Raw genomic sequence first — 15,925 nt, forward strand, 5'->3', positions numbered from 1 at the left:
GGTGAGCGGGGCCTGGTGCGTGCGGCTGCAAGGCGGAGGAGGGAGTCAACGCGATGGGGGCACCGCCCGCGCGAGCGAAGCCGAGCGTGGGGGAGTTGGCGACTGACGACAACGCCGCAGATGCGCGCACCAGGCCCCGCGTCTGCGACCTGATCCAAACGACAGGCCCTAGGTGGGCGTGTCCGGACTTTATGGACACGCTCCAGGGGCCCTCAGTCCTCCGGCAGTTCGACGGGTGCGATCTCGTCGTAGACGTCGCCGGGCCCCGGGTTCGCCGGGTCGGTCGTGCCGCCGAAGTGGTGCATGACGCCCCAGACCGCGTTGAGGGCGGTCTGGACGGCGCCCTCGGCCCAGCCGGCCGTCCAGGAGATGTCGTCGCCGGCCAGGAAGATGCCGCGCTTGTCCTCGGGCAGCCGGTCCTGCATGAAGTGCGTGAACAGGCGCCGCTGGTAGCGGTAGTGGCCGGGCAGGTTGGCCTTGAACGCGCCCATGAAGTAGGGCTCGTTCTCCCAGGAGACGGTCACCGGGTTGCCGATGATGTGCTTGCGGATGTCGACCTTGGGATAGATCTCGCCGAGCGACTTCAGCATGACCTCCATCCGCTCGTTCGCGGACAGCGGCAGCCACTTGAGGCTGTCGTCGCACCAGGTGTAGGAGAGGCAAATGACGGCGGGCTGGTCCGGGCCGTTGTCGAGCAGGTAGGTCCCGCGCGTCATGCGGTCGGTGAGCGTCATCGACATGACGTCCCGCCCGGTCTCCTCGTCCTTGTCCAGCCAGAACGGCCGGTCGACCGGCACGAAGAGCTTGGAGCTCTCCATGTAGTGGGTGCGCTCGATGGCCGTCCAGTGGTCGATCGGGAAGAGCGAGTCGTCGCAGTCGATCTTCGACAGCAGCATCCAGGACTGTGCGGTGAAGATCGCCGCCGGGTAGGTGCGGATGTCGCCGTGGGCGTCGGTCACCGTGATGCGGTTGCCGGCGGTGCGGTGCAGTCGGGTGACGGCCGGGCGGGGCTGACGGTTGTCGTGGAGGCTCGCGAGCGAGGTCCCGTAGGCCCAGTGGACGATCTTCTCCGGCTCGCGCTCCCAGAGGCGGAGCGGCAGTTGCTGGGAGCCGCCGACGATGCCGCGGTGGTGGTCGTCGGCCTCCGTGTAGACGACGCGGAGGATCTCCAGGATGGAGTTCGGGAAGTCGGTGTCCCAGCCGCCCGTGCCGAAGCCGACCTGGCCGAAGATCTCGCGGTGCCGGAAGGACTTGAACGCCTCGGAGTCGCACAGGAAGCCGTAGAAGGTCTGGTTGTCGAGCTTCTCGACGAGCCGGGACCAGATCTCGCGGATGCGCGGCACGTCCCGCTCGCGCAGGGCGCGGTTCATGTCGGAGAAGTCGGCGCCCTCCTCCAGGCAGCGGTTCCAGGCCTCGGCGACGTCCCGGTAGACCTGGGGCAGGTCGGCGACCGTCTCGGCGTAGTGCGACTCGCCCTTGAGGTCGACGACGGTCGACGGGGTCGTCTCCGCCAGGGGGTTGGGGAAGGGCCGCGTCTGAAGGCCGGCCAGGTCGATGTAGTGCTGGAGGGCGGTGGAGGACGGCGGGAAGCGCATCGCGCCCATCTCGGCGGTGAGGGAGTCGTCGCACCCCTCGAAGCCCACCGTCCGCAGCCGGCCGCCGATCCGGTCGGCCTCGTACACGACCGGCTTGAGGCCCATCTTCATCAGCTCGTACGCGGCGACGATGCCGGACAGGCCGCCGCCGATGACCGCGACCTCCGTGCCGTGCTCGGTCGCGGGTATCTGCCCGAGGCCCGCCGGGTGGGCGAGGAAGTCGTCGTAGGCGTACGGGAAGTCCGGGCCGAACATGGTGATCGGCGGCTGCTGCGCGTCTGCGTGCTCGACGGCGTTGGGCACGGTGGACGTCATGGGGTACGGACTCCTTGCAGAAGAAACAGGCAGGTGCGGGGGGAGATCAGACGAGCGGCCCGTAGAGGCCCGGGCGCCGGTCCCGCAGATACGGATTGGCCTCGCGGGACGCGGCGAGGAAGGCGGGGTCGGCGTCGGCGAGGACGAGTTCCTCGGCGCGCCCGGCCCGGGTACGGGCGACCCCGTCGGGCCCGGCGAGCGTGGACAGCCCCACGAACTCGAACTCGCCCTCCCGGCCGACCCGGTTGACGTACGCGACGTACATCTGGTTCTCGAAGGCCCGCACCGGGATCATCGACTCGGCGACGAACTGGAACGGGTGCATCTGCGCGGTCGGGACGACCAGCAGGTCGGTGCCGGCGAGGGCGTGGGCGCGGACGTTCTCCGGGAACTCGACGTCGTAGCAGATCAGGAGCCCGACGCGCAGACCGTCGAGCTCCGCCTGGACGACCGGCTGGTCCCCGGCCGTGAAGTGATCGCGCTCGAAGCAGCCGAAGAGGTGCGTCTTGCGGTAGTTGGCGAGACGGGTGCCGTCGGCGGAGATCAGCTGGGCGGAGTTGAACACGGCGTCGCCGGCCCGCTCGGGGTAGCCGTAGGCGATCGCCAGTCCGTGCCTGGTCGCGGTCTCGGCGATGGTGTCCGCGCAGTCGCCGTCGGCGGGCTCGGCGAGCCGGGCGATGTCGTCGCCGATCGCGTACCCGGTCAGGAACATCTCCGGCGCGACCAGCAGCCCGGCGCCCGCGGCGGCGGCCCGGCCCGCGGCCTCGTCGAGGACCTTGAGGTTCTCGACGGTGGAGCCGGGTCGGCCGGAGCTCTGGAGCAGGGCGGTGCGCATGCGTGTTCCTCACCGGTACGCGGGGGTTTCGGGGGGCCTGATAGACGGTACGGTCGGCGGCTCCGGCCGGACAAGGAGCAGCCGTTGCGCGTCCGTGAGCGGATCATTGCGTTCGCCCCCGGATCCGCGGCGATTCGTTGCGGCACCTCCGGTCGTACGTCCGGTCCACCCGTAGGCGCAGGCCCGGGCGGGTTTCCCCGCCGGGCGGCGGAGACGGGGTCCCGTCCCCGGTGCGATGTGGTGCGGGAGCTGCGCCGGGACAGTGGTGAGCGTCCAGTTGACGTGCGTCACCTGCGGAAAGGACCGCCATGAACCGCCGTACGAGGACCGCCTTACTCGGCTCCGCGCTGCTGCTCACCCTCGCCGCCGCGGCCGGCTCCGCCGGAGCCTCCGCATCCGACGAGAGCAAGCGTGAAACCGTTCCCGCCGGAATGTCCGCCCCCGGCGAGAGCAAGCGTGAGGCCGCCGCCCTCACCGGCAAGGCCAAGCTGTACCGGTCGGCCGGGGACGACATCACCTTCTCCTTCGACGCCCACCTGGCCGCGAAGGACAAGGCCGACCCGATGAAGGCCACCGGCACCTTCGAGTTCAGCCACTACCTGAACGGCGAGGGCGCCCGGGCGAAGGCCAAGGTCGACTGCCTGTTGACCGGCGGGAAGGTGGCCGTCGTCTCCGGTGTGATCACCGACTCCGACCTGCCGGGCGCCGAGGGCAAGCGGGTCGGCATCACCGTCCACGACGCCGGCCGGCACGACCGCCTCGGCTACAGCTGGGCGTCCACGGGCAGCCCCGTCGAGACGAAGGACCTGCCCAAGTGCGTGGGCTCCGCCCCCTTCGAGAAGGTCAAGAAGGGGACGGGCGACTTCACGGTCGTGCCCTGGCAGCCCGAGCTCTAGCCAGCGCCAGCGCTGTCACCAGATAGGGGATCGCCAGCACGGCGAAGACGGTGCTGTGCGCCATGTCCGTGCCGAGCAGCGCGTACACGCCGAACGTGGCGACCGTCGCCAGCTCGGTGCCCAGGCTCGCCACGGAGGTGAGCGTGGCCCGGCGGGACTCGTCGATACGGTGCTGGAGGCGGGCGTCGGCCAGCACCTCCGCCAGCTGGAATCCGGCGAAGGCGAGGCTCACGAGAGCGATGCCGGCCAGTGAGCGGGCCGCGGCTCCCACGGCCAGGGCGAGTGCGGCGCCCGCGAGCAGCGTGGCGAGGCCGGCCGGGCCGAGGCGTTCGGCCGGCCCGGTCAGGAGGCTGCCGACGGTGACGCCCGCCCAGATCAGCATGATCAGGTAGGGCACCGTCGCCTCCGCGACGCCGATGTCCCGGACGAGCAGCGGGGTGTACTCGTCGAGCGCGCCCCACACCGCGGCCACGGCCGGGATCAGCAGCAGGGCGCCGCGCACCGCACGGTCCCGGCGGACCTCGGCGAGCCCGGTCCGCAGGGTCGTCGCCCAGCTGTCGCCTGCGTCGTCCGGCCGCGCCCGGTGCTCGGGGAACCGGGTCGCGGTGACGGCGGTCAGCACACAGGCCAGGAAGCTCGCGGCACCGACCGCGGCGTAACCGCCCTGGGCGAAGACGGGCCCCGCGAGGCCGAGGGAGGCCACGGTGCCCACCAGCCGCGCGGCCCGGGCCCGGCCCATGACCCGCGCGTACCGGCCGGCGGCGCCGAGCCGGTCCAGCTCGTCGTACACCAGCGCCTCCAGCGCACCGGAGCCGAGCGCCCCGCCCGCGCCCCACAGGACGAAGCCGGCCGCGAAGGCCCAGTACGACGGCACGATCACCCACAGCGCGAAGCCTGCGGCGGTGAGCAGCGGGCCGATCCACAGCAGCCTGCGGCGCGACATGGCGTCGGCCCAGGCACCGGAGGGCACTTCCAGCACCACCGAGGTGATCGACCACAGGGCGAACAGGGAGGAGATCTGCCAGAGCGACATGCCGGTGTCGGCGAACAGCAGCGCGTACACCGGGTAGAGCAGGACGAAGTCGTCGAGGAACGCGTAGCCGTACAGCGTGGTCGTCAGCCGCCGTACACCGGTGGCGGGCACGCGTGCAGGTGAGATTGTCATGAGGCCTTCCCGCAGGGACGGATCGGATGCCGGGGGTACGGCGTCCGAGGCGGTCCTCGGGAGGCGCGGCTGGTGGATCAATGTCGCCAGGTCATGACACCGATGGTAGGCGGGCCGGGGCCCGGAGCACAGCGAGAATGCGCTCGGGGGCGTCCTCCGCCGGGAGGAGGGCGGGCGCCGCCCGTCTCCGCCGAGCGGCGATGGATGTCCGCACGCCGCAGGAGGCCCCCGCACGGACGGCCGCGCGAGACTGGCTGGGCAGGCCGGACCCGACCGGCCGACGAAGGGGGTCTTCATGGGCGCCGCCGCACTGCTCTCCCTGCCGTACGTCGACGAGCACACGACGGTCGTCGACGCGGACGCCGAGGTCGTGTGGGGCGCGCTCGGTGAGGTTCTGGACCGCTCCTTCGGGGGTGGCCGAGCGGTCGCATACGCGCGCCTGGTCGGCTGCGCCGACCGCACGGCCTCCGGGCCCCGTCCCTTGGAGGAGGGCTCGACGATTCCCGGTTTCCGGGTGGCTTCCGCGGTTCCCGGAGCGGAGCTCGTCCTGATCGGGCGTCATCACTTCTCGACGTACGCCCTGCTCTTCCACCTGGACGAGGCCGGCCCGGGACGCACCCGGCTGCGCGCCGAGACCCGGGCGAGGTTCCCCGGCCCGGCCGGCGCCCTCTACGGTCGTCTCCTCATGACCACGGGCGGACATGCGCTCGGCGTTCAGCGCCTGCTGACGGCGGTGCGCAGAGTCGGCGACGCAGCCGGCACCCTCTAGGGGGTGTCCGCAAAGTCCCGTCGTCCGCCCGGAGGGCGGGCCTCGCGGCGTCCGGTGCGTGCTCTGGGGGTCCCCCCGGCCGAAGGCTGGGGGAGTGCCGGGCGGACGCCCGCGTACTGGTTGTACGTGGGTGTTCGCCCGGTGCGGCGAGAGGGCGTGCCGGGCGTCGCGGGGCAGGCGGGACTTTGCGGACACGCCCTAGGTCGGCGATCCCGACGAGAAGCGCCGCAGCAGCGGCGACAGTACGAGCACGGACTTGGTCCGCTCGACGAACGGCTCTCCGGCGATCCGCTCCAGGACCCGTTCGAAGTGCCGCATGTCGGAGGCGAAGACCTGGACGATCGCGTCCGCGTCCCCGGTGACGGTGGACGCGGCCACGACCTCCTGGTAGCGCTCCAGGCCCCGCTGGATGGTCTCCGGGGAGGTGTTGCCCCGGCAGTAGATCTCGACGAACCCCTCGGTCTGCCAGCCGAGGGCACCCGGGTCCACCCGTACGGTGAAGCCGGTGATGGCACCGGTGGCGCGCAGCCGGTCGACGCGCCGTTTCACGGCGGGCGCGGACAGGCCGACGATGTGGCCGATGTCGGCGTAGGAGCGGCGGGCGTCCTCGGCGAGGGCGTGCACGATGCGTTCGTCGAGATCGTTCAGCACAGTGGGTCGGTCACTTTTCGGATGGTGCGAGTCGGGAACGGCGATAGCCGTACACGAAGTAGAACACGAGCCCGGCGGCCATCCAGACACCGAAGACGACCCAGGTCACGGTCGGCAGGCTGCCCATCATCCAGACGCAGAAGGCGAAGCCCAGCGCGGGCAGGACCGGGGAGAGCGGCACCCGGAAGGTGCGGGGCATGTCCGGCCGGGTCCGGCGCAACACCACGACGGCCACGTTGACCAGCGCGAAGGCGAACAGGGTGCCGATGCTGGTGGCGTTGGCGAGCTCCCCGAGCGGGATCGCGGCGGCCAGGACACCGCAGAACAGGGAGACGATGAGGGTGTTGGCGCGGGGCGTGCCGGTCTTCGGGTGGACCTTGGCGAACACCTTCGGCACGAGGCCGTCACGGGACATGGCGAAGAGGATGCGGGTCTGGCCGTAGAGCACGGTCAGCACCACGCTCGCGATGGCGATGACGGCGCAGAAGGCAAGCAGCGTGCCCCAGAACGTCTGCCCGGTGACCTCGCGCATGATCTGGGCGAGGGCGGCCTCGGAGTCGGTGAAGTTCTCCCAGGGCTTGGCGCCGACCGCGACGGCGGCGACGAGGACGTACAGCGCCGTGACGATGACCAGTGACAGCATGATCGCCCGCGGCAGGTCGCGCTGGGCGTTCTTCGCCTCCTCGCCGGCGGTGGAGGCGGCGTCGAAGCCGATGTAGGAGAAGAACAGCGTGGCACCGGCGGCGCTGACACCGGCCATGCCGAGCGGCATGAAGTTCTCGTAGTTGCCGGAGCGGAAGCCCTGGACGCCGATGGCGCAGAACATCACCAGCGCGGCGATCTTCACGATGACCATGACCGTGTTGGCGCGGGCGGACTCGCGGGCGCCGCCCAGCAGGAACGCCATCGCGAGCAGGACGACGATCAGCGCGGGCAGGTTGAACACGCCGCCGCCGTCGCCGGGCGGTGCGGACAGGGCGGCCGGGATGGTGACGCCGACGGTCCCGTCGAGCAGTTCGTTGAGGTACTCGCCCCAGCCGACGGCGACGGCGGCGACCGACACGCCGTACTCCAGGACCAGGCACCAGCCGCAGATCCAGGCGATCAGCTCGCCCATCGTTGCGTACGCATACGAGTAGGAGGAGCCGGAGACCGGGATGGTGCCCGCCAGCTCGGCGTAGGACAGGGCCGAGAACAGGGCGGTCAGGCCGGCTATGACGAAGGAGAGCGTGACGGCCGGGCCCGCCTTGGGGACGGCCTCCCCGAGCACGACGAAGATGCCGGTGCCGAGGGTGGCACCGATGCTGATCATGGTGAGCTGCCACAGCCCGAGGGTGCGCCGCAGCGAGCCTCCCTCGCCCTGGCCACCCTCCGCGACCAGGTTCTCCACCGGCTTGCGACGCATGAGGCGCGCACCGGGACCGGGGGACGGCGGGGCGGTCTGACTACTGCTGTGCGGGGGTGCGCCTTGGTCGAGCACGCGCTGACTCCTTCGTCACTGCCGGTCTGGGGTGGCAGGGACGGCAGCGCCCCGCCCGACAGCCGGGACCCACCGAGCGGGGTCCCCGCCACGCCACGTACGAGGCGACAGCCTACGAGCAGGGACGTTGCCCGTGTAATGCAGCAACCTTGCGCGTGCCCGCAAGATCATTGCGTTCCTCGTGACTGGCCGGAGGTTCGTTGCACGGCTGCGTTCGTCCGTTGCACAGGACTTGTCCGGACCAGCTCTTTCACCAGAAACGTGAGCTCCTCGACACACTCGTGCGTGACGCCGTCGTGGTCCTCGTAGGACCAGCGGCCGACGTAGGGGGCGAGGGGCCGGTAGCCGAGCCGGGCGTAGAGGGCCGCGGCCCGCGGGTTGTCGTCGGCGACGCCGAGGCCGATGGCCGTGCGGCCCCGCTCCCGGGCGCGCTCCTCGGCTGCCCGGACCAGGGCGCTGCCGATGCCGCGCGAGCGCAGCGTCTCGGGCCACACGGAAAGCGCGTTGATCTCCGGGCAGCCGGGCCGTGCCGCCCGTACCGTCGCGTCGTCGCAGCCGCCCCAGCGCAGCTCCGCGTGCCCCACGGGCCATCCGTCGAGCCAGGCGACGAGATACGTGCTCTGCCCCCGCTCCTGGCGCTCGAAGCGGCGCGCGTGGAAGGAGGTGGCTCCCGGGGAGCCGATGTACTGGTCGAGCAGCGCCACATCGGCGGCCCGGCAGACTGTGATCTCCATGGCGTACGACGGTAGGGCGCCCGTACGCACGAGGCCCCCGATTTTTCATCGGGGGCCTGGGACGAGGCGTGGGGACTGTCAGTTCCAGCTGGCGTGCAGCGGCTTGCCCTCGGCGTAGCCGGCGGCGCTCTGGATGCCGACGATGGCCTTCTCGGCGAACTCCTCCAGGGAGCCCGCACCGGCGTACGTGCAGGAGGAGCGGACGCCGGCGATGATCGAGTCGATCAGGTCCTCGACGCCGGGGCGGGCCGGGTCGAGGAACATGCGGGAGGTGGAGATGCCTTCCTCGAACAGCGCCTTGCGGGCCCGGTCGTACGCCGACTCCTCGGACGTGCGGTTGCGCACGGCCCGGGCGGAGGCCATGCCGAAGGACTCCTTGTAGGCACGCCCCTGGGCGTCGTGCTGGAGGTCGCCCGGGGACTCGTAGGTGCCCGCGAACCAGGAGCCGACCATCACGTTGGACGCGCCGGCGGCGAGCGCCATGGCCACGTCGCGCGGGTGGCGGATGCCGCCGTCGGCCCACACGTGCTTGCCGTACTTCTTCGCCTCGGCGGCGCACTCCAGGACAGCGGAGAACTGCGGCCGGCCGACGCCGGTCATCATGCGCGTGGTGCACATGGCGCCGGGTCCGACACCGACCTTGACGATGTCCGCGCCCGCTTCGATCAGGTCGCGCACGCCCGCGGCGGCCACGACGTTGCCCGCGACGATCGGCACCTGCGGGTCGAGGTCGCGCACCAGCTTCAGTGCGCTGATCATCGATTCCTGGTGGCCGTGCGCGGTGTCGATGACGAGCGTGTCGACGCCCGCGTCCAGCAGCTGCTTGGCCTTGCCCGCGACGTCGCCGTTGATGCCGACGGCGGCGGCGATGCGCAGCCGCCCCCGCGCGTCCGTGGCCGGCGAGTAGAGCGTGGCGCGCAGGGCGCCCTTGCGGGTGAGGATGCCGGCGAGTGTGCCGTCCTTGTTGACCGCGGGGGCGTAGCGGCGGTTGGCGTGGTCGAGGGTGTCGAAGGCCTCGCCCGGGTCCATGTCCGCGTCGATGAGCAGCAGGTCCCGGGACATGACCTCGGCCAGCTGCGTGAAGCGGTCCACGCCGGACAGGTCGGATTCGGTGACCACGCCGACCGGCCGGTGGTTGTCGTCGACGACGACCCCGGCGTTGTGCGCGCGCTTGGGCAGCAGGGACAGCGCGTCCGCGACGGTCTGGTGGGGCACCAGCATGATCGGGGTGTCCAGGACCAGGTGCCGGCTCTTCACCCACGAGACGACGTCGGTGACCACGTCGATCGGGATGTCCTGCGGTATGACGACGAGGCCGCCGCGGCGGGCCACGGTCTCGGCCATGCGCCGCCCGGCGATGGCGGTCATGTTGGCGACGACGAGCGGGATGGTGGTGCCCGTGCCGTCCGGGGAGCTGAGGTCGACGGCCTGCCGCGAGCCCACCGAGGAGCGGCTCGGCACCATGAAGACGTCGTCGTACGTCAGGTCGTACCCGGGCTGGATGTCATTGAGGAAACGCACGTGCTGCACATCCCAGTCGATCAGAGGTGACCCCCCGACCGGCCGGCCAGGGGGAAAGAGCACGTACTTCATTGTCCCATGCCGGATGTGCGCACGTCCCCCAGCGGATCATCCAGGCTGGTCAGGGGCGCCTTAGGAGGATGCTCCAAGCCCCAGGGTCACGAAGAGACCCGGGCCCCGGTCCGTCGCCTCGGCGAAGATCTCCTCCGCGACCTGCCACTCCTCGGGCCGCTTCTCGGCGTATCCCCGCCAGCCCCGGACGACGACCAGCAGCCCCTGCTCAACGGCTCCCTCGGGCCACAGGCCGGGGTCGGCCAGGCAGTCGGCGAGGGCGTCCCAGTTGCGGCCGAACCACTCGGGCAGGGAGAGGTCACGGGCGCAGCGGTCCATGAGACCCGCCTTGTCCGTGACCCCCTCCAGGTCCAGCACGAGCACGATCCGGCCGGCCGGATCGTCCGGCACCTCCCGCGGCTCCCTGGCCATACGTCAGACTCCGTCCGGGTCGGTCCTGTTGAGCGCTGACTTCGGTGCCGGGCCCGCCGTCATCAGATAGTCCGCGGCCGAGGTGTCCGTCACCAGGCTGGTGACGAGCCCGGACCGCAGCACCGCGTCGATCGCGGGCCCCTTGCGCTGTCCGCCGGCGATCGCGACGACCTCGGGGATACGGCGGAGCTGGTCGGCCTTGACCGTGATGCACCGCTCGCCCAGGTCGCGGCCGACCCTTCGGCCTTCGGAGTCGAAGAGGTGCGCGGACATCTCGGCGGCGACACCGAGGGAGGCGTAGTGCGCGCGCTCCTCGTCGCTGAGCATGTCGTGCACCGTGGAGATGCCGGGCTCCCAGGAGCCGATGGAGACGCAGGCGACGGTGACCTTGTCGAAGTGCTCGAAGGCCCGGGCGATCCCGGTCTGGTTGCGCAGCGCCGTGGCCGTGGCCGCGTCGGGCAGCAGCATCGGCGCGTAGATGGGGTGCGCGTCACCGCCGGACACCTGGGCGGCACGGCGTACCGCCTCGACCGAGCCGCGCTCGGCGGTCCCGGCGTCGTACACGCCCGTCAGCTGCACCACCGTGCACGGCGGCAGCCGGTCGAGCGCCGCCGCCATGTGGATGGTGGAGCGGCCCCAGGCCAGGCCCAGCACATCGCCTTCGTTGACCAGTTCGCCGAGCAGGTCGGCGGCCACCTCTCCCAGGTTCTCGGGGTCGGGCGACTCCTCGGCGTCGGCCGGGGACTCGACCACGACAGCGTGCCTGAGGCCGTAGCGGGCGCGGAGCGCGTCCGAGCGGTCGGCGTCCAGCTCCGCAGGCACACGGATCTCGATACGTACGAGATCCCGTTCGAGGGCGGTCTCCAGGACCCGGGCCACCTTGAAGCGGCTGACGCCGAACTCCTCGGCGATCTGGATCTTGGACTTCCCCTCGAGGTAGAAGCGGCGGGCCATGGCCGCCGCCTGCACCAGCTCAGCGGGTCCCATCCGCATGGCTGACCGGCCCGCCGACATACCCGACACGGCGATCTCCTCACTGCTGTTCACACTCTGGATTCGCCGTTCATCCTTGCAGATCCGGCGCGGATGATCAGCCCTGATGAGAGCCGTTCACTTTGCTGTGGCTCAGTGGTCGCAGGCCCAGGAGGCCTTGGCGGTCGCCGCCTCCGCCTGCGTGCGTAGTGCACGTACCGCCTCTGCCGGGTCGTTTGCCCCGTAGACCGCCGATCCGGCCACGAAGACGTCGGCTCCGGCGTCCGCACACCGCTCGATCGTGGAAGCGGAGACTCCGCCGTCGACCTGGAGCCAGAGCTCCAGACCGTGCTTGCTGATCAACTCGCGGGTGCGGCGAATCTTCGGAAGCATGATGTCGAGGAAGGCCTGTCCCCCGAAGCCCGGTTCGACCGTCATGATCAGCAGCATGTCGAGCTCGGGGAGCAGGTCCTCGTACGGCTCGATCGGGGTCGCGGGCTTCAGCGCCATGGAGGCGCGGGCGCCCTTGGCACGGATCTCCCGGGCGAGCCGGACCGGGGCGGCGGCCGCCTCGACGTGGAAGGTGACGGAACCGGCCCCCGCCTCGACGTACTGGGGCGCCCACCGATCGGGGGCCTCGATCATCAGATGGCAGTCCAGCGGGGTGTCCGTCGCACGGGCGAGCGACTCTACGACCGGCACGCCGAGCGTGAGGTTCGGGACGAAATGGTTGTCCATGACGTCGACGTGGAGCCAGTCGGCTCCTTCCACGGCCTTCGCCTCGTCCGCGAGGCGGGCGAAATCGGCGGACAGGATGCTGGGGTTGATCTGCGCGGCCATGACCTAAGACTGCCATGCCCTCCGGGGGTTGTGGGCATCGGTCCCGGGTCACAGAGGGGGTTGCCATGAAACAGGGCGTCGGGCACCTCGTCTGCGGGCGGCGGGCCAAGTGGCTGGTGCTGGTGCTGTGGGTGGTGGTGCTGTTCGTCGCCGCGCCGTTCGCCATGAAGCTCACCGACGCGCAGGACAACGACGCGTCGTCCTGGCTGCCGGGGTCCGCGGAATCGACGCAGGTGCTGGAGATCTCCGAGGACTTCCGGCCGGAGCAGATCCCGGCGATCGTGATCTACGCCCGGGACGGCGGGCTGACGGCCCAGGACCGGGCGGAGATCGCCGAGGACGTGCGGCAGCTCAAGGAGCTGCGTGACCACGGCATCCGGGGCGCGGAGACCCGGGGACCGGTCTTCGACCGGCAGACCGATCCGCGGGCGGCGCAGGTCTTCGTGCCGATCACGATGGACGAGGAGGGCTGGGAGCGGATCTCGCCCGCCGTCGACTCCATCCGGGACGACGTCGGCGAGGGCGGCGGCGGGCCGGCCGTGCACATCACGGGCCCGGGCGGGACGTCGGCGGACTTCGCTGAGGCCTTCGAGGGCATCGATTCGACCCTGCTGTTCGCGGCGATGACCGTCGTCATCGTCATGCTGCTCATCACCTACCGCAGCCTGACCCTGCTGCTGGTCCCCCTGGTCTCGGTGGTCTGCGCGCTGTTCGCCTCCCAGGCGCTGATCTACCTGCTGGCCGAGCACGCGGGCCTGACGGTCAACGGCCAGAGCGCCGGCATCCTCACGGTGCTGGTCTTCGGCGCGGGGACGGACTACGCCCTGTTGCTGGTCGCCCGCTACCGGGAGGAGCTGCGCCGGCACGAGGACCGGCACGAGGCGATGGCCCTGGCGCTGCACCGCGCGGGCCCCGCGGTGCTCGCCTCCGGCGCGACGGTCGTGCTGAGCATGCTGGTGCTGCTGGCCGCCGAGATGAACTCCACCAGCGGCCTGGGCCCGGTGGCCGCGATCGGGGTCGCGGTCGCCCTGCTGGCGATGATGACCCTCTTCCCCGCGCTGCTGGTGATCTTCGGCCGGTGGATCTTCTGGCCGGTGATCCCGCACTACGGCACGCCCGACCCGACCGAGCGCGGCATCTGGGCGCGCATGGGCCGCCGTATCGCCCGCCGCCCGCGCATGACGTGGGCCGTCACGGCACTGGCCCTGGCGGTCTGTTCGCTGGGCCTGATCCAGCTGCGCGCGGAGGGCATCGGCAACGCGGACGCGTTCACCGGGAAACCGGACTCGATCACCGGCCAGGAGGTCTCGGCGCGCTACTTCCCGGCGGGCAGCGGCGATCCCCTGGTCATCATCAGCAACCAGGCGCAGGCCGAGCAGGTGGGCCGCGCGGTGGCGGCGACGCAGGGCGTGGTCCCGCAGTCCCTCGGGCTGCCGCCCGGCACGAAACCGGCCTTCGAGGGCAAGGTCCTCTTCGAGGCCACCATGACCGCCCCGGCGGACAGCGAGGCCGCCAAGCAGACGGTGGAGCGGGTGCGGGACACCGTGCACGCGGTGCCGGACGCCGACGCCCAGGTGGGCGGCGGTACGGCGGCCCTGCTCGACATGGACGAGGCGACCACGCACGACAACATGCTGATCATCCCACTGGTGCTGGTGGTCGTCCTGCTGATCCTGTGCGGCCTGCTGCGCGCCCTGATCGCCCCGCTGCTGCTGATCGGGACGGTGATCCTGTCGTTCACGGCGGCGCTCGGCATCAGCGCGCTCGCGTTCCGGTACGTCTTCGACTACGCGGGCGAGGCGACCGACTTCCCGCTGTTCGTCTTCGTCTTCCTGGTCGCCCTGGGCATCGACTACAACATCTTCCTCACCACGCGCATCCGCGAGGAGGCGGGCCGCCAGGGCACCAGAGCGGGCGTGGTCACCGGGCTCGCCACCACCGGAGCGGTCATCACCTCCGCCGGCCTGGTTCTCGCCGGCACCTTCGCCGCCCTCGGCACCCTCCCGATGGTCGCCTTCGCCGAGATCGGCTTCGCGGTCGCCCTCGGCGTCCTCATAGACACGTTCATCGTGCGCTCGGTCCTGGTGACGTCTCTGTTCCTGGACGTCGGTCCGAAGGTGTGGTGGCCGCACCGGCTGGCCAGGGAGGACGGCGGTGCGGCGGCCCGGGAGCGCGTCGGGGCGGGGGTCAGCCGGTCCGGCGAATGAGCGCCAGGTACATCGCGTCGGTCCCGTGCAGATGCGGCCACAGCTGCACGTCGGGCCCTTCACCGAGGTCCGGAACGCCGGGCAGCAGCGGCCGGGCGTCGAGGAGCTCGGTGTCCGGGTGCTGCTTGAGGACGTCGGCGACCACGGCCCGGGTCTCGGCGAGGTGCGGCGAGCAGGTCGCGTAGCCGACGACACCGCCGACCCGCACCGACTCCAGGGCGGTGCGCAGCAGGCCGCGCTGCAACGGCGCGAACCCCTCCAGGTCCTCCGGCCGGCGCCGCCAGCGTGCCTCGGGACGGCGCCGCAGGGCACCGAGCCCGGTGCACGGCACGTCGACCAGCACGCGGTCGAAGCTGCCGGGCCGCCACGCCGGACGCGTCCCGTCCGCGGCGATCACCTGGTACGGCCCGGGGTTCCCCTCCAGCGCCTTGGCCACGAGACCGGCGCGGTGGGTCTGCTTCTCGGAGGCGACGAGCAGCGCGCCCCGCTGGGCCGCGAGGGCGCCGAGCAGCGCGGCCTTGCCGCCGGGCCCCGCACACCCGTCCAGCCACCGCCGGTCGGGCCCGTCCAGCGGCGCGCCCGCGAGGGCGAGCGCCACGAGCTGGCTGCCCTCGTCCTGCACGCCCGCGCGTCCGTCCCGTACGGCCGCGACGGCGCCCGGCTCACCGCCCTCGGTCAACCGCACGGCATACGGCGACCAGTGCCCCGGCAGGGCGGCGTCCTCTTCGAGCAGTTCCTCGGCGGTGGCCCGTCCGGGCCGCGCCACCAGCGTCACCTCGGGCCGCTCGTTGTCGGCGCGCAGCAGGTCCTCGATGCCGGCGCGACCGCCGCCGAGGGAGTCCCACAGCGCCGACACGACCCACCGCGGATGCGAGTGGACGACGGCGAGGTGGTCCTCGGGATCCTCGTCGTAGGGCGGGGCGACCCGCTCCAGCCAGCCGTCCAGATCGTGCTGCGCGACCTTCCGCAGCACGGCGTTGACGAACTTGGCCCGCCCGTCGCCGAGCACGACCCGCGCCAGCTCGACGGTGGCGGACACGGCCGCGTGCGTCGGGATCCGCGTCCCGAGCAGCTGGTGCGCACCGAGGCTCAGCACATCCAGCACCGGCGGGTCGACCTCCCGCAGCGGCCGGTCCACGCAGGCCGAGATGACCGCGTCGTAGGTCCCTTGCCGCCGCAGCGTCCCGTACACCAGCTCGGTGGCGAGCGCGGCGTCCCGGGTGTCGAACGTCTCGGGTCCCTCCTTCTCCCGCGCCTTGCGCAACAGCGGCGGCAGAACGAGGTTGGCGTAGGCGTCCCGCTCGTCCACGGCCCTCAGCGCCTCGAAGGCGAGGATGCGGACGGGGTCCTTCTTGGGCCGGCGGTAGGGCTTGCCTGACGTACGGGGCCGACGGGGCTGGTCGCTCACGAAAAAGGTGCTCCGGGTGTGAGAAGAAGTGCGCCGTCCAGCCTACGCCGCCCC

General features: G+C 71.6%; 14 protein-coding genes. 3 read left to right on the plus strand and 11 right to left on the minus strand.

The window, feature by feature from the left end; genetic code table 11:
* Nucleotides 1–212 precede the first annotated feature (212 nt).
* Together QC385_RS39400 and QC385_RS39405 are read right to left on the minus strand one after the other, a co-directional pair.
* On the minus strand, nt 213–1,910 hold the full coding sequence (locus QC385_RS39400) for a flavin monoamine oxidase family protein (protein WP_279546223.1): 1,698 nt from the start codon (nt 1,908–1,910) through the stop codon (nt 213–215).
* 46 nt (nt 1,911–1,956) lie between these two features.
* Nucleotides 1,957–2,745: a carbon-nitrogen hydrolase family protein gene (locus tag QC385_RS39405; protein WP_279546224.1), complete on the minus strand. Its 789-nt coding sequence runs from the start codon at nt 2,743–2,745 to the stop codon at nt 1,957–1,959.
* 308 nt (nt 2,746–3,053) lie between these two features.
* Between QC385_RS39405 and QC385_RS39410 the strand changes: the two genes are divergently transcribed.
* Nucleotides 3,054–3,641, plus strand: coding sequence for a Repetin (locus QC385_RS39410; protein ID WP_279546225.1), 588 nt, complete (start codon nt 3,054–3,056; stop codon nt 3,639–3,641).
* Here the strand turns inward: QC385_RS39410 and QC385_RS39415 are convergent.
* Nucleotides 3,610–4,806 (minus strand): MFS transporter, encoded by a 1,197-nt coding sequence (locus tag QC385_RS39415; RefSeq protein ID WP_279546226.1) that lies wholly within the window; start codon nt 4,804–4,806, stop codon nt 3,610–3,612. The genes QC385_RS39410 and QC385_RS39415 overlap by 32 nt on opposite strands.
* A 295-nt stretch (nt 4,807–5,101) precedes the next feature.
* Between QC385_RS39415 and QC385_RS39420 the strand changes: the two genes are divergently transcribed.
* Nucleotides 5,102–5,575, plus strand: a complete 474-nt coding sequence (locus tag QC385_RS39420) for a hypothetical protein (RefSeq protein ID WP_279546227.1) — start codon at nt 5,102–5,104, stop codon at nt 5,573–5,575.
* A 198-nt stretch (nt 5,576–5,773) separates the two neighbouring features.
* Here the strand turns inward: QC385_RS39420 and QC385_RS39425 are convergent, their stop codons facing one another.
* The 7 genes from QC385_RS39425 to rpe form a co-directional block, all read right to left on the minus strand.
* Nucleotides 5,774–6,226 (minus strand): Lrp/AsnC family transcriptional regulator, encoded by a 453-nt coding sequence (locus tag QC385_RS39425; protein WP_279546228.1) that lies wholly within the window; start codon nt 6,224–6,226, stop codon nt 5,774–5,776.
* Nucleotides 6,227–6,236: 10 nt separating this feature from the next.
* Nucleotides 6,237–7,706 (minus strand): amino acid permease, encoded by a 1,470-nt coding sequence (locus tag QC385_RS39430; RefSeq protein WP_279546229.1) that lies wholly within the window; start codon nt 7,704–7,706, stop codon nt 6,237–6,239.
* Between the two features lie 167 nt (nt 7,707–7,873).
* Nucleotides 7,874–8,440, minus strand: a complete 567-nt coding sequence (locus tag QC385_RS39435; protein ID WP_279546230.1) for a GNAT family N-acetyltransferase — start codon at nt 8,438–8,440, stop codon at nt 7,874–7,876.
* Nucleotides 8,441–8,518: 78 nt separating this feature from the next.
* On the minus strand, nt 8,519–9,961 hold the full coding sequence (locus QC385_RS39440) for a GuaB1 family IMP dehydrogenase-related protein (protein ID WP_279546231.1): 1,443 nt from the start codon (nt 9,959–9,961) through the stop codon (nt 8,519–8,521).
* 132 nt (nt 9,962–10,093) lie between these two features.
* The gene (locus tag QC385_RS39445) at nt 10,094–10,423 is read right to left on the minus strand and encodes a barstar family protein (RefSeq protein WP_279546285.1); all 330 of its coding nucleotides are present in this window, start codon (nt 10,421–10,423) and stop codon (nt 10,094–10,096) included.
* A 24-nt stretch (nt 10,424–10,447) separates the two neighbouring features.
* Entirely contained in the window at nt 10,448–11,491 is a 1,044-nt protein-coding gene (locus tag QC385_RS39450; protein ID WP_279546232.1) for a sugar-binding transcriptional regulator, read from the minus strand.
* A gap of 78 nt (nt 11,492–11,569) precedes the next feature.
* A complete protein-coding gene (gene rpe / locus QC385_RS39455) occupies nt 11,570–12,256 on the minus strand; it encodes a ribulose-phosphate 3-epimerase (RefSeq protein ID WP_031138926.1) in 687 nt (228 codons plus the stop codon).
* A 65-nt stretch (nt 12,257–12,321) separates the two neighbouring features.
* Between rpe and QC385_RS39460 the strand changes: the two genes are divergently transcribed.
* A complete protein-coding gene (locus QC385_RS39460; RefSeq protein ID WP_279546233.1) occupies nt 12,322–14,463 on the plus strand; it encodes an MMPL family transporter in 2,142 nt (713 codons plus the stop codon).
* On the opposite strand, the gene QC385_RS39465 is transcribed toward QC385_RS39460, so the two are convergent.
* Nucleotides 14,444–15,871, minus strand: coding sequence for an RsmB/NOP family class I SAM-dependent RNA methyltransferase (locus QC385_RS39465; RefSeq protein ID WP_279546234.1), 1,428 nt, complete (start codon nt 15,869–15,871; stop codon nt 14,444–14,446). The two genes, QC385_RS39460 and QC385_RS39465, sit on opposite strands and share 20 nt — an antisense overlap.
* Between the last annotated feature and the right edge of the window lie 54 nt (nt 15,872–15,925).

This window comes from Streptomyces sp. DH10, assembly GCF_029813805.1.
Taxonomy (GTDB): Bacteria; Actinomycetota; Actinomycetes; order Streptomycetales; family Streptomycetaceae; genus Streptomyces; species Streptomyces coeruleofuscus.